This is a genomic window from Cellvibrio sp. OA-2007, assembly GCF_000953825.1.
GTDB lineage: Bacteria > Pseudomonadota > Gammaproteobacteria > Pseudomonadales > Cellvibrionaceae > Cellvibrio.
In genome coordinates this window covers 24,817-45,539 of the sequence record NZ_BBUL01000077.1, presented here as the reverse complement: position 1 = coordinate 45,539, position 20,723 = coordinate 24,817, and the positions used below count along the sequence as shown (strand labels likewise).

The window sequence follows — 20,723 nt, the reverse complement described above, 5'->3', positions numbered from 1 at the left end:
TAAATTCAGACATGTGGTTCCAAAGCAGAGTTGGGATGTTCTAATCAATAAAAACACTTGTTCAATATAGTCAACTTGGCAGAGGCTGCTGCATTTTCTCTGCCATTCCGGCGAAGCCGCTGCTGACCAATACGGCGAAGCCCTTCTTAACCCATATGGCGAAGCCTTAGCGGCACTTGGGCAAGTTGCGTATAATCGCGCCCCATTCCTGCCCCTAATGGTCGCAACTCATGAAAATTACCGCTTCATCTCCTATTTTGTACACCGCCAATGACGTTTATGCGTTGGATGCAGCCGCTATAGCCGGTGGTATTCCCGCGATTCAGTTGATGAAACGGGCGGGGCGGGCAGCGTTTGAGCTGCTGCTTGAGCGCTTTCCTGCGCCGGAGTTGATCAGTATTTACTGCGGTGCCGGCAATAACGGCGGCGACGGTTATGTGCTCGCAGCGCTGGCGGCGCAGCGTTTGTTGCCGGTGCAAGTGATTCAGTTGACCGCGCCGGACAAACTCAGCGGCGAAGCGCGCCAAGCTTACGATTTTGCCCTGCAAGAGGGCGTGGCCATGGTGCCTTTTGTGCAAGCGGCTGCGCCCACGAGCGGTGTGATTGTGGATGCGCTGCTGGGCATAGGCTTGCGCGGTGCACCCTCAGGCGAGTTTGCTGCGGCGATCGAGCAGATCAATCACAGCTGTTTGCCGGTGCTCGCGCTGGATATTCCCTCTGGCCTGAATGCCGATACCGGCGCGGTTGCCGGTGTAGCGGTTGCAGCGAAATTGACCATTACTTTTATCGCCATCAAACGCGGTTTACTTACCGGGCGCGGTGCTGCGCTGACTGGTGAGTTAGTCCTTGCTAATCTGGATGTCCCCGCTGTTACTTATGATGCGATCACATCCGATGTTGAACGTCTATCCCTTAATACCCTAATTGACCTGCTGCCCGCACGCGCTGCCGATGCGCACAAAGGCGATTTTGGCCATGTGATGGTGATTGGTGGCGATACAGGTTACGGCGGTGCCGCGCTGATGGCCGCTGAAGCGGCAGCGCGCTCTGGCGCTGGTAAAGTCAGTGTGGCGACACGCCCGGAGCATGTGGCGGCAATTCTTGCACGCCGCCCAGAGGTGATGGCTTGCGGTGTTGTTTCGGGGCAGGAGTTGGAGCCATTGTTAGCACAGCCGACACTGCTGGTAGTTGGCCCCGGCCTTGGCCGCACGCCTTGGTCAGAGCAAATGCTGCAACAGGCAATCAAATCCGGCTTGCCGCTGGTGCTGGACGCCGATGCGCTGAATATTCTCGCGGAAGGCCGTGTGGTACCTGCCGCGGCGCAGCAACAACATCGCCCTTGGCTGCTCACCCCGCACCCCGCTGAGGCGGCGCGTTTGTTGGGCATCACCACCGCCGAAGTGCAGGCAGACCGCTTTGCCGCAGTGCGGGCGCTTAGCGCGCGCTATAACGCCAGTGTGATTTTAAAAGGTGCCGGCAGTTTGGTGGCAGCGAATGATGGTGTTATCGGTGTGGTGACTGATGGCAATCCCGGTATGGCCAGCGGCGGCATGGGCGATGTGCTGTCTGGCATTGTGGGGGCCTTAATCGCCCAGGGGCTGAGTAGCCACGATGCAGCGCGTTTGGGGGCAGTGGTGCACGCTTGCGCGGCGGATCTGGCGGCGGAAGATCTTGGCCAGCGCAGTTTACTGGCGACTGATTTAATCCCCTACCTTGGCCAATTGCTCTAGCTTGCGAGGTTAGCAAATGCCTACTCATCAAGCCGTTTACATTGCTGACAACGAGGCCGCAATGGTCGCTCTGGGTGAACAACTGGGGCGTGTATTTGCGCAATATCCCAGTGCACTCACTGTGCATTTACTGGGGGATCTGGGCGCCGGTAAAACCACGCTCACCCGCGGGATCTTGCGCGCATTTGGCCATGCCGGTGCGGTAAAAAGCCCGACTTATACGCTGGTTGAAGCCTATGAATTTGCGGCGCGCACTGTGTATCACTTCGATCTCTATCGCCTCGGCGATCCGGAAGAGTTGGAGTACATGGGTATCCGCGATTATTTTTCCGCTAACACCTTGTGCTTGATTGAATGGCCCGCGCGCGGTGAAGGTGTATTGCCGGTGCCGGATCTGGTAGTTGCTATCAGTGTTGCCGGTGACGGGCGCAGTCTTAACTTGCGCACAGATAGTGCGGCACTCGCGGCGCTGCTCCCTCCTACCTGATTTTGTTATCCCGCCCTTGTGTTGCTGCTTTGTTGGTGAAAACCCCATTCATGCCCTAGGCTTAATGGATCTTTCGGCGAAGCAGTGGTTGGTCGCCATTTTTTTGGGTGTTTAAGGATGTGCCTGAGTCATTTCTTTTTGGCGCGCAGTTGCCAGCAATTGCTGGTGTGTTTGTGTTTTTTAGGTGTGTGTCTGCCGCGTTCCGTTTCCGCTTATGAGCCACCCGCGCAAATTTTGTTTGGCGGTGATCTCGCCTATCCGCCGCTTGAGTGGTTGGAAAAAAATCAAATCAAAGGTTTTAACATCGAATTGGCGCGCGAAGTGGCGCGCATCGGCGGTAGTAAAGCGGTGCATCAACTAGGCAATTGGCCGGATACAGTACATGCGCTGGAGCAGGGGCGTTTAGATGTAGTACCTATGTATTATTCGCTGGAGCGCTCGCGAAAATTTATTTTTACTCAAGCCTACCTCTATTCCTCCCATGCGATTTATGCGTTGCCCAGCGCGATGCGGGTTTCATCAATAGATGGCCTTGTTGATAAAACTGTAGCCTTGGAAGAAGAGTCCTTCGCCCATCAACAATTACGTCATTTAGTTAATAAACCTAACTTGGTGCTTACCTCCAATACGCTTACGGCGATAGAGGCGGTGTTGCAGGGTAAGGCGGATTACGCCGTGCTTGCCAGCTTGGCGGCTGAAAGTTTGTTGCGCCAGCACGAATGGAAGTTGGAGCGAATGGGGCCACCGTTTTGGTCGCGCGGTTACGCATTTGCGGTCAATAAAAATAAACCAGAATTGGCCGAGTGGTTGCAGGATTCTTTGAGTGCCACCATCGCCAATGGTCAGTATCAAACTCTCTATCAAAAGTGGCACAACGAGTTGGAGCCAGCGCAGCGCAATAATCGCTGGCTGAGTTTTTTCTCTACTGGCTTTGCCTTGTTACTGGCTTTACTTGCACTGGGTGGCAGTTGGTATTGGAGCTTAAAACGCAAGGTTGAAATGCGCACTCACGAGTTGAGCGAGGCGCTGGTGCAACGCGAGAGCGCAGAGCAGGAGCTGCGCCGAGCTGCGCAGTTTGATGCGCAAACCGGCTTGGCCAAGCTGCCTTATTTTATTGACCAGTTGGATGATTATTTTCACTCCCATCAGCAACCGGTCAAACAAGAAAAAGAAATTTTAGTGCTCAAGCTGGTCGATCTGGATGTGATTGTGCGCACCTTCGGTTTTTCGCGGGCGGAGATGATTGTGAGCGCGTTGGCCAGTCATCTCATCAAGTTGGAGGATGCATTTTGTTCTTATCTGGGGCGCGGTGTATTTGCGTTGTTTCTGAATAAAGGCAATGCGCTGGCGCTGTTCGAGCATTTAAGTAGCGCCATGGCAGAGTCTGATCCGGGGCTGAGTTCGCAGTTTGTCGGCGGCTCTGCCTATTGGCCGCAGCATGGTCGCTCAGCGGGAAAATTAATGCGTCATGCGGAGACCGCTTTGGCGATGAGCGAAGTGCGTCATCGTCGCTGGCTCGCCTATGAAGCGGCGATGGAACCCAGCAGGGTCGATCTGGATATTATTTCCATTTTTATCGATGGCAATGTGCAGGGTATCTTCCCGGTGTTCCAACCGCAGTTGGATTTGCGCTCTGGCAAAATTACCTCAGCTGAAGTGCTGGTGCGCTGGCAGCATCCGCGGTTGGGCTTGGTGCCACCCAACGTATTTATTCCGCTGCTGGAAAATTCCGGTTTGATCGAGCAGGTGACCGAGCAGATGATCGATGAGGCAGTGCGTGTAGCGGTTCTATTGCGCAAACGTTATTTGCCCTGCTGCATCAGCATTAATATCGCCGCCTACGATTTAATTGAAACCAATCTGGCGGAAATTGTGAGCCAGACACTGGTGCGCTATCAGGGGCTGCCCAGCGATATCAAACTGGAGCTGACCGAGACCTCGGTGGCATCCGATCCGCAGCGCGTACAGCAAGTCTTGGGTGAGTTGAGTGAGCGAGGTATTTACGCCTCGGTCGATGATTTTGGTACGGGTTATTCGTCGCTTTCCTATTTAAGTTTGTTTCCCATTCGCGAACTAAAAATCGACCGCAGTTTTGTCGGCGATATGCTCGATAATCCGCGCAATCACAGCATAGTTCGCTCAACCATTTTAATGGCGCGGGAGCTTGGGCTAGTGACTGTCGCGGAAGGTGTGGAAGATGATCAAACGTTGCAAATGCTGAAAAAAGATGGCTGTGATATAGCTCAAGGTTATGTCATCGCCCGCCCATTACCCGAGGCCGAGTTTATTGAGTTTATGTGCGCCCATGCAGCGCAAACATTTGATATCAGCCAGTTCATGAAAGGTTAGCTGGGGTACTAAAACGTCCAGCCCAACTGCAAGCCGCCGCCGCGATAATCGCCACCGCTGGCATAGGCGATATCCATCACAAAACGCCTCCACTGATAACCCACGCCACCGCTGATTAAATTGTCGCGCAGGCCGGTTTGGTCTTGGCGATATCCGGCGCGCAGGGCGAGTGCATCAAACAGAACATATTCTGCGCCCAGGCTTAACTCTTGTGTGCCCGCTTCATTGGCCATGGGGGTGGCTTGGTCTAAATCGTAATCTACGCCCACACTGAAGTTCTCAGTCACATAACCCACACCGAGGCGCGCGCGCGAACTGAGTGTAACCCTGAGTTCAGGCGCTTCTTCTCCGGTGAGAGGATCTGGCGCTTGGGTGGTGGTGAAACTTTTTTCAAACGCATCTTTAAGTGTGAGGCTAACGCGGTAGTGTTCTTTGATGGTGGCCGCTAAACCGAAGTCGGCATTGAGCGTGATATGGGTTGCTTGGGTGTCCGAAAATTTATCAACGCCTTCATCGGCAGAGCCCAGGCTGTCATTAAAGTCGGCGGTATCGCGGAAGGCATCGACTCGCATCAGTTTGGGGGTGATGCCGATAGCGAGGCCATAATCGCCCCACTCAAATTGTTTGGCCATCGCCATGCCCCATTCGCTAATGGCGAGCGCGCTGATATCGGCATTGGAGGTGAGGGTGCGGGTTGGGTCGATCAACTGGCCGTTGGTGTTGATCAGTTGCGGATATTCTGCGGCGACAGTGGCAGGGTCAACTCCGGCGGCGACTTTGTTCATGGACTCGATATAGTCCTTGAGCAGGGCGCTATCGGCTTCGCTGACATTGGCAAGGCCGCCGCCGATCAGGCGCGCGCCAAAATAAAATGCCCCACCTTCGCGGTTGCTGGGCTCGCTAATGTTGAAACCAATAAAACTGTCGATCTTCAGCTCTTGGTTGGCTATATCATCCAGCGCATCGTTGAGGTCCTGCGCTGCGCTGGCGACTTGCCCGGCACTGTCGAGGCTGGGCGCAGCATTAAATCGGTTAATTGCGCCGCTGAGCTGGGTGTCCAGTTCATCGTCAATGGCATTGATTGCCGCTTCCGTGGCGTCGGATACCTGCAGCACTAAATTGGGCAAATAGACTCGGCCATCGCGACCTTCTTCCTCTTCTTTATCGTGAAATGCCAGTAGCGCCGGGTTGTAAAACGCCGCCTGTGCATGGCTGCCGATGGCGGTGGCAGAGCCGCCCATGGCGAGTGCGCGGGAATCGTAAATGCCATAGCTGATCGCCAAGCTGGGCATGCTCACCAGAGTTAAGCCAAGTGCGGCAAACGAATAGGGCAACAAGTTGGTACGGCTGGCTGATGGCATAGGTGAGCACCGGTAAGTTTTTTTGTGGTGGTTATGATGCAGATACAGCGGTGAGTATAGTCGTGTCTGGTTCACAGAATCGGGGGAAAACTGTGCTGTTTTTCCAGGTTGCTAAGTGATCGCCTTGGCGATTGTGCTAGAGCGAAAACGGGGTTTTGCGGTAGAGTGCGAACTTGTGCGCACTTGCGTGCTCTTATTTGCAGCACCTGCGCAAGGGTATTTAGCCTTCACCCTCTAATTAGAATCAGTTTGTTATTGAAGTTAATGAGATCGTCTATGGTTTGTTTTCGCTGGCTGAGTGCTATTTGCTGCTTGGGCGTATTGTTGGTTGCTCAAGCCGCCCAGTCGGCTAACGTCAATGGTGTGCGTGTTTGGCGCGCTCCCGATCACACCCGCATAGTGTTAGACTTGGATGCTCCAGTGCAGCACAGCCTCACCCTTGCCGGTAACCCCGACCGTATCATTCTCGATGTGCCCAACAGTAAATTGCTGGGTGATCTCGCCAAGCTGCCGCTCGCCGATACTCCGGTGATGGTGATCCGCAGCTACGTGCACAACAAAACAGATTTGCGTCTAGTGCTGGATTTAAAAGCCAAGGTCGCGCCCAACAGTTTTGCGCTCAAGGCCCACGCTGGCATGCACGACCGTTTGGTGATCGATTTGTACGATGAGGTCACGCCGGCAAATTCGACCACTGTTGCGACTGCAGCGCCATCAATTCCGCCCACCACTAAATCTGTCGCGGTGCAAGACAAACCCGCAGTGAGTGCTCCTGCTCCCGCTCCTGTTACTACCGCCAGTGCCGATCTCAGCGGCAAACGTTTTATTGTGATCGCAGTGGATGCCGGGCACGGCGGTGAAGACCCGGGCGCCATGGGGCCGAATCGTCTGCGCGAAAAAGAAGTTACCCTCGCGATCGCCAAAGAGTTGGTTGCTGCGATAAATGCGCAGCCGGGCTTTACCGGCAAGTTAACCCGCACTGGCGATTATTTTATCCCGCTTAAAAAACGTCGCGACTTGGCGCGCAATATGAAAGCGGATTTGTTTGTCTCCATCCACGCCGACGCCTTTACCAAAGCCAGTGCGCGCGGCGCTTCGGTATTTGCGCTTTCGCAAAATGGTGCGACGTCGGAAACCGCGCGGTTTTTAGCGCAGCGCGAAAACGAGTCGGATTTGATTGGCGGTGTGGGTGATATCAGTCTCGGCGATAAAGATCAGGTGCTCGCCGGTGTGCTGGTAGATTTGTCGATGACCGCAACACTCAACTCCAGTTTGCAGGTGGGGCATCACGTACTGAGCTCCATGGGCGGCCTTGCACATTTGCATAAACGCCATGTAGAGCAGGCAGGTTTTATGGTGCTTAAGTCGCCGGATGTTCCCTCCATTCTGGTTGAGACGGGTTTTATTTCCAACCCGGATGAGGCGCGCAAGTTGGCGACCCCGGCATATCGCAAACAAATGGCGCAATCGGTCTTCAAGGGTATCAAACAGCATTTTTATCAGCACCCACCTGCGGGAACCTATGTGGCTGCGCAATTGGAATCTGGTGCGCTGAAAGATTTTGAGCGGCAGCATACCGTAGCGCGGGGCGATAGTTTGTCCGGCATTGCGGCGCGCTATGGCGTTTCTATGCAGAGCTTGATGCTGCACAACAATCTGCGCGGTACCACGGTGAATTTAGGGCAGACGTTAAAAATCCCCGCTGGCGGTACCGCCGTTGCCAGCCAGCCAGTCGCGCGCCCGAGTTACACGCCACCGCCCGCCGCGCCGCGCCAGCACAAAGTGGTAGCAGGTGATACTCTCTCCCGCATTGCCTCGCGCTATGGGGTGAGCATTGCCGCCATCCAGCGCCACAACAACATGAAAAACGCCACGGTAAAAATTGGTCAGACGCTTAAAATTCCGACATCCTGATATCTTCACGTGATTTGCATCCCATGAGAAAAATTAAATTACTCAGCCCGCGCCTCGCGAACCAAATTGCCGCAGGTGAAGTGGTGGAGCGGCCATCGTCTGTCATCAAAGAACTGTTGGAAAATTCGCTCGATGCAGGCGCAACGCGCTTGGAGATTGATGTCGAGGAAGGCGGAATTAAACTCATGCGCGTGCGCGACAACGGCGGTGGTATCGATAAAGACGATTTGCCGCTTGCACTCAGTCGTCATGCCACCAGTAAAATCTACGAATTGGATGATCTCGAAGCCGTGGCAACCTTGGGTTTTCGCGGCGAAGCGCTGGCGAGTATCAGCTCGGTCGCGCGTCTGGCCTTAATCAGCAGCACCAACGAAGACAGTGCCGGCTGGCAAGTGGTGGCCGAAGGGCGCGATATGGAAACCCAGTTGTCGCCAGCGCCCCATCCGCGCGGCACCACGGTTGAAGTGCGCGATTTATTTTTTAATACCCCTGCACGCCGCAAATTTTTGCGCACCGATAAAACCGAATACACTCACCTTGAAGATGTTGTAAAACGCTTGGCGCTTTCGCGCTTTGATGTCGCATTTAATTTGCGCCACAACAACCGCGCGATTTATTCCTGGCGCGCGGGCGATTCGCAATTGGAGCAGGAGCGCCGCGTGGCGCAAGTCTGTGGCCCAGCGTTTATGGAAAACGCGGTGCATATCGATATAGAGCGAGGTTCTTTGCGTCTGTGGGGCTGGGTTGCGCTGCCGACCTTTTCCCGCAGTCAGGCCGACCTGCAACACTTTTTTGTCAATGGCCGCGCGATTCGCGACAAGCTGGTCAGCCACGCAGTGCGTCAGGCCTATCAGGATGTTTTATATCCCGGCCGTCATCCCGCATTTGTGTTGTATCTGGAATTGGATCCATCGACGGTGGATGTGAATGTGCATCCCACCAAACACGAAGTGCGCTTTCGCGATAATCGCAGCGTGCACGATTTTATTTATTCAAGTTTGCATCGCGCACTCGCCAAAGTGCGCCCGGAAGATACGCTGGCAAAACGCGAATTGGGTGAAGGCGCCGATGAAACTCCCGGTGTAAATCCGTTTGCGCTTTCATCGGCGCGCCCCATTCAAGGTCTTGCCGCTGGTGAATTTAAGGGCCAGGAGACGATGGGTTTTCGCGCTGCATCGGCAAGCAATAACTACCCGGCGAGTTATCAACCTGCAGCGATTTCTCCTGCTGATGTGCGGGAACAGATGGGCGCTTATGGTGAACTGCATCGCCCTGCAAACACGGCGGCAACCTATAGTTTGCCCGAGACGGCTGACGAAGAAATCCCACCGTTGGGATATGCCATCGCGCAACTCAAAGGCATTTATATTCTGGCGGAAAATGCGCAGGGCTTAATTGTGGTGGATATGCACGCGGCGCACGAGCGCATCACCTACGAGCGCATGAAAGAATCCTTTGCCTGCGGCGGCATTCAAACCCAACCGCTGTTGGTGCCAGAGAGTATTGCCGTCAGTGAAAAAGAAGCGGATTGCGCTGAAAACTTTCACGATATTTTTAAATCGCTCGGTTTTGAATTGCAGCGCGCCGGGCCAGAGACATTACTCATCCGCCAACTGCCGGTGATTTTGAATCGCGCCAAAGTAGAGCAGTTGGTGCGCGATGTATTGTCCGATTTAATCGAACACGGCAGCAGTGAGCGCATCCAGCATCACATCAACGAAATTCTCGGCACCATGGCCTGTCACGGTTCGGTGCGTGCCAATCGCAAATTAACCATTCCTGAAATGAATGCATTGCTGCGCGATATGGAAGCAACTGAACGCAGCGGTCAGTGCAATCACGGCCGCCCCACCTGGCTGCTGCAATCGCTCGATGATCTCGACAAAATGTTTATGCGTGGGCAATAGCCAATGAGTGCAACAGCAAACAAATTGCCGGTGATTTTTTTAATGGGGCCAACCGCCTCCGGCAAAACCGATCTCGCGATTGCGCTGCGCCAACATTTGCCGGTGGAGTTAATCAGCGTGGATTCCGCGTTGGTTTATCGCGGTATGGATGTGGGCTCGGCCAAACCCTCTGCGCAAGAGCAGGCGTTGGCGCCGCATCGCCTGATTGATATTCGCGATCCCGCTGAGCCTTATTCAGTCGCCGATTTTTTAGCGGATGCCGAGCGCGAAATTCAAGCGATTCATGCGCAGGGGAGAATTCCGCTGCTGGTGGGTGGCACTATGCTCTATTTTCGCGCGCTGCTCGATGGTTTGGCCGAAATGCCTGCGGCAGATGCAGAAGTGCGCGCGCAAATTGAGCGCGAGGCAGAAGAGTTTGGTTGGCCGCATATTCATGCGCAGCTCACATTGGTTGATCCAGAGACTGCGGCAGAGATCCATCCCAATCACTCGCAACGGGTGAGTCGCGCATTGGAAGTGTATCGTGTAAGCGGTAAAACTATGGCGCAATTGCGACAAGTTCAGCATCAATCATCCTCCGCGCCATCATTTTGCGAGCGCTACAATGTGTGCCAATTGGCCATAGCGCCGCGCGATCGTTCTGTTCTGCATCAGCGTATCGCTACACGTTTTGAAAAAATGCTCGGTAGCGGATTGGTTGATGAGGTGAAAGGCTTGTATGAGCGCGGTGATTTACATCCGGATTTGCCTGCAATTCGCGCAGTGGGTTATCGCCAAGTGTGGGATTATCTCGAGGGCTGTTTGAGCTACAGTGAAATGAGCGAGCGCGGAATTATCGCCACACGTCAATTAGCTAAGCGACAATTCACTTGGTTGCGCGGCTGGTCGACAACATCAAATAGTGAACTACACTGGGTATACACTGAGACTGAACAGGGAATTTCACTCACAAAGGAAGAAATTGTGCGTTGCGCCTTGAATTTTATAGGCTCCGCAGCCATATAATGCCTACGTGAGAACCCTAGTCAGATTTTCATGCTTTCTTCCACCTCCTCCTTACTCGATGTACTAGGTGTTTTGGGTGGGTAATTACTATAATTTTTATTGTCCCTAGGAGATAAACATGTCAAAAGGGCATAGCTTACAAGACCCTTACCTGAACGTTCTGCGTAAAGAGCGCGTGCCTGTGTCCATTTATTTGGTAAATGGCATTAAGTTACAAGGCCAGGTTGAGTCATTTGATCAGTTTGTCGTGCTGTTGAAAAACACTGTAAGCCAAATGGTTTACAAGCATGCAATCTCCACTGTAGTTCCATCACGCGCAGTACGCGTACCTCTGCTGAACGAAGCAGGTGGTATCGAAGGCGAAGAAGACGAGCAGGCCGAGTAATTATCAAATCATTGATACAATCTCGAGGTCGCTAATTGTTTTTTGATCGCCCTGAATCGGGTGAACTGGCAGTGCTGGTTCACCTGAATTTATCTCACGGCCAAGATGCCGAAGACCCCCGCGAATTTGAAGAGCTGGTATTGTCCGCAGGTGGCGATCCGGTAGCCTTTCTTACTGGCGGTACCCGCATTACTCCCACCGCCAAGTTTCTTATCAGTACCGGCAAGCTACAAGAGCTGGCCGATTTGGTTGCTGAACATAAAGCCGAGCTAGTGATTTTTAATCACACATTGACTCCCAGCCAAGAGCGCAATTTGGAGCAAGTGCTACAGTGCCGCGTACTCGACCGGACTGGTTTGATTCTGGATATTTTTGCCCAGCGCGCGCGCACTTTTGAAGGTAAGTTGCAGGTGGAGCTTGCGCAGTTGCGCCATACGGCAACGCGCTTGATTCGCGGCTGGACGCATCTTGAGCGGCAAAAGGGCGGTATTGGTTTGCGCGGCCCGGGTGAAACCCAGCTGGAGACAGATCGGCGTTTGCTGCGCAATCGTATCAGTATGATCGAGCAGCGCCTGGAAAAAGTGCGTTCCCAGCGCGATCAAGGGCGCCGCTCCCGTCAGCGCGCTGCAATACCGACAGTGTCCTTGGTGGGTTATACCAATGCCGGTAAATCAACATTGTTTAATCGCCTTACCGGATCAGACGTGTATGCGGTGGATAAACTGTTTGCCACACTCGATCCTACTATGCGCCGGATTGAATTATCCGATATAGGTGCCGTCGTTATGGCGGATACTGTAGGTTTCATCAGTCATCTGCCACATAAGTTAGTGGAAGCGTTTCGCGCGACATTGGAGGAGGCAAGTAACTCAACTTTACTCTTGCATGTGATAGATTCCGCAGCGGAAGAGCGTATGCGCAATACCGAGCAAGTGGAGTTGGTGCTGGAAGAGATTGGCGCAGCCGATTTGCCCCAACTTCGCGTGTATAACAAAATAGATTTGCTTGCCGATGCTGAGCCACAGATAGATCGCGATGCAACCGGCAAACCTGTTGCTGTCTGGCTCTCTGCGCAGGCTGATCTGGGTTGCGAGTTGCTGACCCAGGCGATTTCTGAACTGCTCGGCAAGGAAGTGGTGAATGGTTGTCTGGTGTTAGCGCCCACACAAGGGCGTTTGCGCGCTATGCTCTACACCCAGCAGGCGGTAGTGGCGGAGCATTACCGTGATGATGGCGCCAGTCTGTTACAGATTCGTGTGCCCAAAAGTGATTTATTACGAATTCTCAGTGCTGCGTCTTTGGTGTATGAGGATTTGATTTGGGATGAACAAAGTTTACCCGAGCCCGATGATTTATCCCGGGAGTTGTAAATTCGTGATTCATCCCCAACACAGCTTTACTTTCTATCTGGAGAAAAACTATGGCCTGGAATGAACCGGGAAAAGATAAGGATCCTTGGGGTGGGCGCGACAGCGGCAAGAATAACGATGGCCCGCCGGATCTTGATGAGGCATTTAAAAAACTGCAAGACAAGCTAAACGGCATGTTTGGTGGCGGCTCAGGTGGTGGAAGATCATCTGGTGGTGCTAGCTTTGGGCCTTTATTTGCGATTGGTGCCGTTATTATCGCTTTGTTTTATGTTGGCGCCGGGGTTTATCAAGTCGATGCTAAAGAGCGCGCTGTGGTGCTTAAGTTTGGCGCTTTTTCTGAAATCAAAACGGAAGGTTTGAACTGGAATGCGCCTCTAATAACCGAGGTGGTTATCGTCAACGTCACCGGCGAGCGTCAGTATCCGTCTCGTGGTTTGATGCTGACTGAAGACGAAAGCATTGTTGAACTGCCGATTTCGGTGCAGTACAACGTCTCTGATGTCAGGGCATTTGTATTGAATGTACGTGATCCGGAGACCAGTCTGCGTCATGCAACGGATTCAGCGGTGCGTCACGTAATAGGTTCCAGTGAATTGAATCAGGTGTTATCGGAAGGGCGTCAAAAGATCGCAGAAGAAGTGAAACTGCGTCTGCAGGCTTATCTTGATGCTTATGCCGCTGGCATTCAGGTGAATACGGTGAACATCCAGGATGCTCGCCCTCCTGAAGAGGTGCGCTCTGCATTTGATGATGTGATCAGAGCAAAAGAAGATGAAGCGCGCTTTAAGAATCAGGCGCAAGCCTATGCCAACGGCATTATCCCGGAGGCTCGCGGCCGCGCTCAGCGTATGATCGAAGAGGCTGAAGCCTATCGCGCCGAAGTAGTTGCGCGGGCAGAGGGTGAGTCAGATCGTTTTGAAAGCTTATTGGCTGAGTACAAGCGTGCGCCTGAAGTGACGCGCCAGCGTTTGTATCTGGAAACCATGGAAACAGTGATGGCGAACTCATCCAAAGTGATGGTTGATGTGGCTGGTGGTAACAACATGCTTTATTTGCCTTTGGATCGCATGGGTAATCGCGCGCAGGCGAGTGAACCTCAAGTTCAGTCTGAGAATTTTAATAGTCGCACGGCGCAGCCAGCTGACGCGACCAAGCCCCTTCTTCGTCGGGAGATGCGCTAATGTCTAAGAAAGGTATCGTTTCCATCGTTGTTATATTGATCGCATTGGTGGTCGGTTCGAACTCGATGTATGTGGTGACTGAATATCAGCGCGCCGTAGTGTTGCAGTTTGGTCGTTTAGTGAAGGCTGATGTGCCACCTGGCTTGCACTTTAAGCTGCCTTTTGCAGAAAAAGTGCGCAAGTTTGACGGGCGTTTATTGACTGCCGATATGGCCACTGAAAGTTTCTTTACCGTCGAGAACAAACGCATCATGGTGGACTCGTTCATCAAATGGCAGGTGAGTGATGTTGAGACTTACTACAAAGCTACCGGCGGCGATGAAATGATCGCTGAAAACCGCTTGTCACAACGTGTGGCGGATGGGCTTCGTAACCAGTTTGGTCGCCGCACTTTGCACGATGTGGTCTCGGGTAAGCGTGACGAGTTGATGAGTGAAATCACTGCCAGCATCAATGTTGATGCGGTAAAGTTACTCGGTATTGAAGTGAAAGACATTCGGGTAAAACGTATCGATTTCCCGGCTGAAGCCAGTCAATCTGTATTTGCGCGCATGGCGGCGGATCGCGAAAAAGAAGCGCGTGAATATCGCTCGCAAGGTAAAGAGCAGGCTGAAGTGATTGGTGCAGATGCCGACAAGCAGGTTTCTATTCTTGAGGCAAATGCCTATCGCGATGCAGAGCGTATCCGCGGTGAAGGTGATGCCAAGGCGGCGGCTATTTTTGCTGGCGCCTACAACAAAGACCCTGAGTTCTATAGTTTTGTGCGCAGCCTGAATGCTTATCGTCAGAGTTTTAGTGGTAAAGAAGATTTGATGGTGGTTGACCCCAAAAGCGACTTTTTCCGCTACTTGAAAGATCCCAAGGGTAAAAACTAGGCCTTGTTTTTTTATCCAATCGCCCGCTCTGCGGGCGATTTGGTTTTGGGGGGATTAACTTGTTGTAATTGGCCTACAATTCCCCCGCCAAACAGTGTTAAAATGCCGCAACCGAGCCAGGCGCTCGGTTTTTTTATGTGTGCTTACCTGATTCGCATTCAACTCTGCACCTAACCTGTATTTAACTAGAGTCGCTTATGACCTACGCTGATCGTTGGCTATTACCGGACGGAGTGGAGGAAATTCTCCCCGCCGAGGCCAAAGCCATAGATAGTTTGCGTCGCCGCTTGCTGGATTTGTACAGCACTTGGGGCTACGACATGGTTATCCCGCCGCTGCTGGAGTATACCGATTCACTGCTTATCGGCCTGGGGCGCGACGTTGATTTGCTTACTTTTAAGGTGACCGATCAATTGAGTGGTCGCACCTTAGGCATTCGTGCCGATATCACCCCGCAGACCGCGCGCATGGATGCCCACAGTTTTAATCACACCGGCGCCAATCGCCTGTGTTATGCCGGCCATGTAGTTCACACACGGCCTAAAAATCCGTTAGCAACTCGCACACCTATTCAAGCTGGGCTTGAGTTTTATGGTGAGCCGGGTGTGGTAGCGGATATCGAAGTGGTTTCACTCTTGTTAGAGTCCTTGCAGGTGGCGGGTTTGCCTCGCTTGCATATCGATTTAGGTCATGTCGGAATTTATCGCGCGATTGCGGCAGATGCCGGTTTGAGCAAAATCCAGGAAGATACTTTTTTTGAGTTGTTGCAGCGCAAAGCGACAACCGAGATTCGCGCTTGGGTTGCTACCAATATTACTGAAGCTGCCAAAGCCGAGTTGTTTTTAGTGCTGCCAACCTTGGCAGGCGATAAAACAGTCTTACATAAAACACGCGAATTATTTAATGGCGTAAAGGCTGCACAAGTGGCGGTCGATCAGTTGGATGAGGTCGCGCGTATTATCGAGCAGCGCTATCCCGCTGCTGAGTTGTATTTTGATTTGGGCGAGCTGCGCGGTTATCACTATTTAACCGGTTTGGTTTTTGCCGCGTTTGCACCTGGCTATGGCAATCCTATCGCTAGCGGTGGTCGTTACGATCATATTGGCGAGGTGTTTGGGCGCGCCCGTCCTGCCACAGGTTTTGCGGTCGATATCACCGCTATCAGTAAATTGGGTTTGCTCACCAAAGTTGGTGTTCCTGCCATCGCCGTGATTGAAACGGGTGATGCGCAACAGTGGCAGATGATTCAAGCCCTGCGTCAGCAAGGTCAGCGGGTTATCGCAGTCAATCATGGCGCTAATCTTGTCGAGTTGGGTTGTGATCGCCAATTACTGTTATTTGATGGCCGCTACCAGGTCGTAGCACTTTAAATTCGTCAATTTTCTTTTTTTATTCAGCACAGAGAGTTAAACCAGTCATGGGCAAGAACGTCGTGGTATTAGGCACCCAATGGGGTGACGAAGGTAAAGGCAAGATCGTGGATTTGTTGACCGATCAGGTCTCCCTGGTGACGCGTTTTCAAGGCGGCCACAATGCCGGTCACACCTTGGTGATCGATGGCAAAAAGACCGTACTTCACTTGATTCCCTCTGGCATTTTGCGCGAAGGCGTTACCTGTCTGATTGGTAATGGTGTGGTCTTATCGCCTGAAGCTCTGCTCAAAGAAATCAAAGGCTTGGAGGAGACCGGTGTTTCAGTGCGTAAAAATTTGCGTCTGTCGCCCGCTTGTCCGTTAATCTTGCCGTATCACGTTGCCTTGGATCAGGCGCGTGAACTGGCGCGTGGCGATGCGAAAATCGGCACTACTGGCCGCGGTATTGGCCCAGCCTATGAAGACAAGGTTGCGCGTCGCGGCTTGCGCTTGGGTGACTTGGTTGATTTAAATAGCTTTGCTATTAAGCTCAAAGAGATTCTCAGCTACCACAACTTTGTACTGACCAACTATTTCAAAGTGGAAGCAGTTGATTTCGATACCGTCATGGCTGATTGCAAACTCTGGGCTGAGCAATTATTGCCGATGATGGCTGATGTAACTGAGTTTCTTCATGCTGCACGTGAGAATGGTGAAAGTATTCTATTCGAAGGTGCGCAAGGTTCACTACTGGACATCGATCATGGCACCTATCCCTTTGTGACCTCGTCCAATACCACCGCTGGTGGTACCGCCACGGGTTCAGGTTTCGGCCCGCTGTATCTCGATTATGTTCTCGGTATCACCAAAGCCTACACCACCCGTGTTGGTTCAGGTCCGTTTCCTACTGAGTTGGGTTGTGAGATTGGTGAGTATCTGGGCAAAAAAGGCCATGAGTTTGGCGCCACTACCGGGCGCAAGCGTCGCTGTGGTTGGTTTGATGCGGTTGCTGTGCGTCATGCTAATCGCATTAACAGTGTTACGGGTATTTGCCTTACCAAACTTGATGTGCTCGATGGTTTGGAAACCGTGAAAATTTGTGTTGGCTATCAAGATGCCAAAGGCAATCCTATTGTTGGTATGCCATACGATGCGGATGGCTGGGCTGGTATCAAGCCAATCTATGAAGAAATGCCTGGTTGGAGCGAATCTACCGTGGGTGCTCAAACTTTGGCTGAATTGCCTGCTAACGCCCGCGCCTATATTAGCCGCTTGGAAGTGCTGATTAAGGCGCCAATCGATATTGTCTCGACTGGCCCTGATCGAGTTGAAACTATAGTGTTGCGCCATCCTTTTTTGGCATAGAAATCATTTTTTCTGTTATTTAAAGGCCCGCTCATCGAAGTGGGCTTTTTTATTTGCAAAACCATTAATCATAGATAATTGATTTGCGGCATCTCAATTGATAGCGCTGTCAATTTGCAAAATAATCAATCAAAAATGTGCCTTTTTGGCTTATAGTCATATGGACACAAATGTGGTTTGCAGGTTAGGATGTGGTTATCTTGCTGTTTTTTGTCTGCATCAACGCAAGATGATTTGACTAATGAGGCTCTTGATACAAACTCAATAAGTCCTTATTGCCTGACAGGGCATGCGAGACACGATAAAAATTACCTGATCATAATATTAAACAAGGGGTTGGCTATGGTTTTCCATAAGAATCAAAAAGATCCACAACAAGCTACTAAGTTCAAGAAATCTATGTTGGCTGTCTGCATTATGGCGATGGGTGCACCATCCTTCGCGCAAGATGCGCCAGCTAATAGCAGTGCCACCGAAGAGGTTTTGGTTACCGGTGTGCGTGCAAGCTTGCAAAACGCACAAGATATAAAACGTGAGTCATCGACTGTTGTTGATGCTATTTCTGCATCTGACATTGGTTCATTGCCTGATAAAAGTGTTCTCGAGTCACTGCAGCGTGTGCCTGGTGTTTCTATCGAGCGTTTTGCTGGTAGAAATGACCCTGACCACTTTTCTATCGAAGGTAGCGGTGTGACTCTTCGTGGTCTGCCGCAAACTCGCAGTGAATTTAATGGTCGTGACTCTTTTTCGGCTAACAGCGGTCGCGGCCTTAGCTTTCAAGATGTTCCGCCAGAGTTAATGGCGAAGGTTGAAGTCTTTAAAAGTCAAAGCGCTAAAATGATTGAAGGCGGGATTTCCGGCACAATTAATTTGAATACCCGTAAGCCGTTCGACTCTTCGGATCGTCAGTTAGCATTTAGCGCTGCAGCCAACTACGCCGACTTGTCTGAAGAGACAAAGCCAAGCATCTCAGGTTTGTTCAGTGATCGATGGGATACCGATGCAGGGGAGTTTGGTTTCTTGATTAGTTTGGCTACCTCTGAGTTAACTAGTCGCACTGATGGGGTTGCTTATGGACAGGTTGGTAATAACATTGATGGCAATGGAGAGTTAACAGCAGAAGAGAGATTTCAAAACACCAATGTTATGGTAGATGGTCAAACGATCACACGTTTTGCTCCGATCAATGGTCGTATTACCTCGGCAATTCAGGAACGCGAGCGTAATGGCGGATCCTTGGTAGGGCAATGGCGCAATCCTGATGATACATTGCTTGCTACAGTTGAATATGTCTACTCTGATTCTGGCCGCAATTGGTTAGAGCACAACATAGAGTCAGACGATAAAATTGGCACTTATTCCAATCTCTCAGCCAATGGGCTTTATGTGACTAAGGGTGAAGTCAACAATGTTGACTCCTACACCACCACTTCACGCTTTTCAGATACCAATTCTAAGGTTGAAGACTTTTCGTTCCGTCTTGAGTTCACTCCGTCAGATGAGTTGAAGTTGACTGGTGATGTGCAGTATGTGAAAGCATCCACTGATTCGATCGATCTGAGTATCCAGAGCGGTGTGCGTGCCAATACTGAGTTCGATTTCACCTCTGATCGTCCTACTGTGTTTATGACTTCACCTGATGCTGGCGTTAGCTCGGAGGCATTTTTTACTGATCCTGCCAACTATTATTGGCGTTCAGCAATGGATCACCTTGAAGACAGCGAAGGCGACGAGTTTGCGATTAAGTTAGATGCTGAATATCAAGTTGATAATGGCTGGCTGCAATCTGTTGAGGCTGGTGTCCGCTTCTCAGAGCGCCAGCAAGACGTTAAATGGTCGCAATACAATTGGGGTAATCTCTCTGAGAACTGGGCGGGGGAGGAACCAAAGAATGGCCGCAAGTATTTTACTGGCTTACAGGATAATACTCCGTGGGACGGTAACAGCAAAAATGGTGTTTCTTACGATCATAATATTGCTTTCGATCAGTTTAGTTATGCAGGTGGCCATTTCCGTAAGGGCAATAAGAGCGGTGTAGAGGGCGGGCAATTTTTGGCTGCCTCCGAGGCTCTAATTACTAATTACGACAATTTTCTTGCGGCAACTAGGCCGTTTGGTTATAAACCGGCAGGTTACAGAGATGCCGCCCACGATGGCGGCCTTTATACTTTGGCCGAGTTGACCAATACGACTGAGCGCAACCAAGCTATTTATCTGCAGGCTAATTTTGCAGATAGCGAAGAGCGTTTGACCGGTAATGTCGGAGTGCGTTTAGTTAAAGTTGAGACGGAGTCTACTGGCGGTAACGCATTACCTGCTAAGTGGGATGCTAATCTATCCGATGCTATTGCGAAATGTGTAAGCTGTAATACGGCTCAACTTGCAGAAGATCAAAAATTCAGCAATGGCGCCCTTAGCATCGGCACAGTTACTGCTTCATTTACTAAAGCCTTGCCTAGTCTTAACTTGCGTTATTCAATAGCTGATGATGTGCAAGCGCGTTTTGCGGTCTCGGAGGCTATTTCATTTGCTGATATCGGTAACTTGCGTAATTACACCTCCATCAGTGCAACTCCTACATTAACTCGCCCTAGTGAATCTTTACCGCCAACTAATGTAACCTTTGAGTACAAGGGTAGTGGAGGCAATCCCAACCTAAAACCAATGGAGTCTACTAATTACGATGCTGCGGTTGAATGGTATTTTGCGGATGCTGGCTCTGTCTTTGCTGGTGTTTTCTACAAAGACATGAGCAACTTCTTTGCTAATGAAGCAGTGGAAACCACAGTAACTAACAATGGCGTTACTCGCAACGTATTGATGGATTTGCCGGTTAACAAAGATGTTGATGCCTCTATTACTGGTTTTGAAGCGGGTTATCAGCAGTTTTATGATATGTTGCCAGCACCGTTTGATGGTTTAGGTCTGCAATTGAACTTAACTCTGTTGGATGTAAGTGGTACATCGCCAAACAGCAACATTGACCCTGCAAATCCACCGGGTAGCGCTGATGCTGGCTTCACTCCGGCCTTTAGTGATTTGCCATTGCAAGGCATGTCGGAAACTACCTATAACATCGTGGGTATGTATGAAAAAGACGATTTATCTGTTCGCTTGGCCTATAACTGGCGCTCAGATTATTTGTTAACTACACGTGACGTTATTACTAAGCTGCCAATTTATGCTCAGGCGTCTGGTCAGTTAGATGGCTCGATTTTCTATACTATCAATGACAACTTCAAAATTGGTTTGGAAGGTTCGAACTTGATGGATGAGGTTACTTGGACCAAAATGCAAGTTACTCAAGAAGGTTCGGTTATTCCTCGTAACTACTTTATCAATGATCGTCGTTTCTCAATTGTCTTGAAGGGTCAGTTCTAATTCAGGATTGTTGATGTTGAGAGCTAAGGATGCACACGGCATTATTGCCGTGTGCATTTTTT

At 51.2% G+C, this 20,723-nt stretch carries 14 protein-coding genes; 13 read left to right on the top strand and 1 reads right to left on the bottom strand.

Annotated elements, in window-relative coordinates:
* The first annotated feature begins 230 nt into the window (after positions 1-230).
* The 3 genes from AWU77_RS04675 to AWU77_RS04665 all read left to right on the top strand — a co-directional run bounded on the left by AWU77_RS04675 (position 231) and on the right by AWU77_RS04665 (position 4,566).
* Positions 231-1,730, top strand: coding sequence for a bifunctional ADP-dependent NAD(P)H-hydrate dehydratase/NAD(P)H-hydrate epimerase (locus AWU77_RS04675; RefSeq protein ID WP_062059803.1), 1,500 nt, complete (start codon positions 231-233; stop codon positions 1,728-1,730).
* A 16-nt stretch (positions 1,731-1,746) separates the two neighbouring features.
* Entirely contained in the window at positions 1,747-2,217 is a 471-nt protein-coding gene (gene tsaE, locus AWU77_RS04670; RefSeq protein ID WP_062059801.1) for a tRNA (adenosine(37)-N6)-threonylcarbamoyltransferase complex ATPase subunit type 1 TsaE, read from the top strand.
* Between the two features lie 117 nt (positions 2,218-2,334).
* Positions 2,335-4,566, top strand: coding sequence for a bifunctional diguanylate cyclase/phosphodiesterase (locus AWU77_RS04665; protein WP_062059799.1), 2,232 nt, complete (start codon positions 2,335-2,337; stop codon positions 4,564-4,566).
* 8 nt (positions 4,567-4,574) lie between these two features.
* On the opposite strand, the gene traF is transcribed toward AWU77_RS04665, so the two are convergent.
* Entirely contained in the window at positions 4,575-5,927 is a 1,353-nt protein-coding gene (traF, locus tag AWU77_RS04660; protein ID WP_062059797.1) for a conjugal transfer protein TraF, read from the bottom strand.
* Positions 5,928-6,203: 276 nt separating this feature from the next.
* Here traF and AWU77_RS04655 point away from each other — a divergent pair, with 276 nt between their 5' ends.
* The 10 genes from AWU77_RS04655 to AWU77_RS04610 all read left to right on the top strand — a co-directional run bounded on the left by AWU77_RS04655 (position 6,204) and on the right by AWU77_RS04610 (position 20,661).
* A complete protein-coding gene (locus AWU77_RS04655) occupies positions 6,204-7,841 on the top strand; it encodes an N-acetylmuramoyl-L-alanine amidase (protein ID WP_238582304.1) in 1,638 nt (545 codons plus the stop codon).
* A gap of 23 nt (positions 7,842-7,864) precedes the next feature.
* Positions 7,865-9,748 (top strand): DNA mismatch repair endonuclease MutL, encoded by a 1,884-nt coding sequence (mutL, locus tag AWU77_RS04650; RefSeq protein WP_062059793.1) that lies wholly within the window; start codon positions 7,865-7,867, stop codon positions 9,746-9,748.
* Positions 9,749-9,751: 3 nt separating this feature from the next.
* On the top strand, positions 9,752-10,753 hold the full coding sequence (gene miaA / locus AWU77_RS04645; protein ID WP_062059791.1) for a tRNA (adenosine(37)-N6)-dimethylallyltransferase MiaA: 1,002 nt from the start codon (positions 9,752-9,754) through the stop codon (positions 10,751-10,753).
* Positions 10,754-10,871: 118 nt separating this feature from the next.
* On the top strand, positions 10,872-11,138 hold the full coding sequence (gene hfq, locus AWU77_RS04640) for an RNA chaperone Hfq (RefSeq protein WP_039912679.1): 267 nt from the start codon (positions 10,872-10,874) through the stop codon (positions 11,136-11,138).
* Positions 11,139-11,173: 35 nt separating this feature from the next.
* Positions 11,174-12,508: a ribosome rescue GTPase HflX gene (gene hflX, locus AWU77_RS04635; RefSeq protein WP_062059789.1), complete on the top strand. Its 1,335-nt coding sequence runs from the start codon at positions 11,174-11,176 to the stop codon at positions 12,506-12,508.
* A 50-nt stretch (positions 12,509-12,558) separates the two neighbouring features.
* Entirely contained in the window at positions 12,559-13,689 is a 1,131-nt protein-coding gene (gene hflK / locus AWU77_RS04630) for an FtsH protease activity modulator HflK (RefSeq protein ID WP_062059787.1), read from the top strand.
* Positions 13,689-14,564, top strand: coding sequence for a protease modulator HflC (hflC, locus tag AWU77_RS04625; RefSeq protein WP_062059785.1), 876 nt, complete (start codon positions 13,689-13,691; stop codon positions 14,562-14,564). Before hflK ends, hflC begins: the two co-directional genes overlap by 1 nt.
* Positions 14,565-14,761: 197 nt before the next feature.
* The gene (locus AWU77_RS04620; protein WP_062059783.1) at positions 14,762-15,934 is read left to right on the top strand and encodes an ATP phosphoribosyltransferase regulatory subunit; all 1,173 of its coding nucleotides are present in this window, start codon (positions 14,762-14,764) and stop codon (positions 15,932-15,934) included.
* 47 nt (positions 15,935-15,981) lie between these two features.
* Positions 15,982-17,280: an adenylosuccinate synthase gene (locus AWU77_RS04615; RefSeq protein WP_062059780.1), complete on the top strand. Its 1,299-nt coding sequence runs from the start codon at positions 15,982-15,984 to the stop codon at positions 17,278-17,280.
* Between the two features lie 210 nt (positions 17,281-17,490).
* Positions 17,491-20,661: a TonB-dependent receptor gene (locus AWU77_RS04610; RefSeq protein ID WP_193747497.1), complete on the top strand. Its 3,171-nt coding sequence runs from the start codon at positions 17,491-17,493 to the stop codon at positions 20,659-20,661.
* Positions 20,662-20,723: the final 62 nt, after the last annotated feature.

Excerpts from the sequence above, each read along its gene's own strand:
- AWU77_RS04615 (WP_062059780.1), top strand. The coding sequence starts at position 15,982 with ATGGGCAAGAACGTCGTGGTATTAGGCACCCAATGGGGTGACGAAGGT.
- miaA (WP_062059791.1), top strand. The coding sequence starts at position 9,752 with ATGAGTGCAACAGCAAACAAATTGCCGGTGATTTTTTTAATGGGGCCA.
- hfq (WP_039912679.1), top strand. The coding sequence starts at position 10,872 with ATGTCAAAAGGGCATAGCTTACAAGACCCTTACCTGAACGTTCTGCGT.
- AWU77_RS04620 (WP_062059783.1), top strand. The coding sequence starts at position 14,762 with ATGACCTACGCTGATCGTTGGCTATTACCGGACGGAGTGGAGGAAATT.
- tsaE (WP_062059801.1), top strand. The coding sequence starts at position 1,747 with ATGCCTACTCATCAAGCCGTTTACATTGCTGACAACGAGGCCGCAATG.
- traF (WP_062059797.1), bottom strand. The coding sequence starts at position 5,927 with ATGCCATCAGCCAGCCGTACCAACTTGTTGCCCTATTCGTTTGCCGCA.
- AWU77_RS04655 (WP_238582304.1), top strand. The coding sequence starts at position 6,204 with ATGGTTTGTTTTCGCTGGCTGAGTGCTATTTGCTGCTTGGGCGTATTG.
- hflK (WP_062059787.1), top strand. The coding sequence starts at position 12,559 with ATGGCCTGGAATGAACCGGGAAAAGATAAGGATCCTTGGGGTGGGCGC.
- hflC (WP_062059785.1), top strand. The coding sequence starts at position 13,689 with ATGTCTAAGAAAGGTATCGTTTCCATCGTTGTTATATTGATCGCATTG.
- AWU77_RS04675 (WP_062059803.1), top strand. The coding sequence starts at position 231 with ATGAAAATTACCGCTTCATCTCCTATTTTGTACACCGCCAATGACGTT.
- AWU77_RS04665 (WP_062059799.1), top strand. The coding sequence starts at position 2,335 with ATGTGCCTGAGTCATTTCTTTTTGGCGCGCAGTTGCCAGCAATTGCTG.
- mutL (WP_062059793.1), top strand. The coding sequence starts at position 7,865 with ATGAGAAAAATTAAATTACTCAGCCCGCGCCTCGCGAACCAAATTGCC.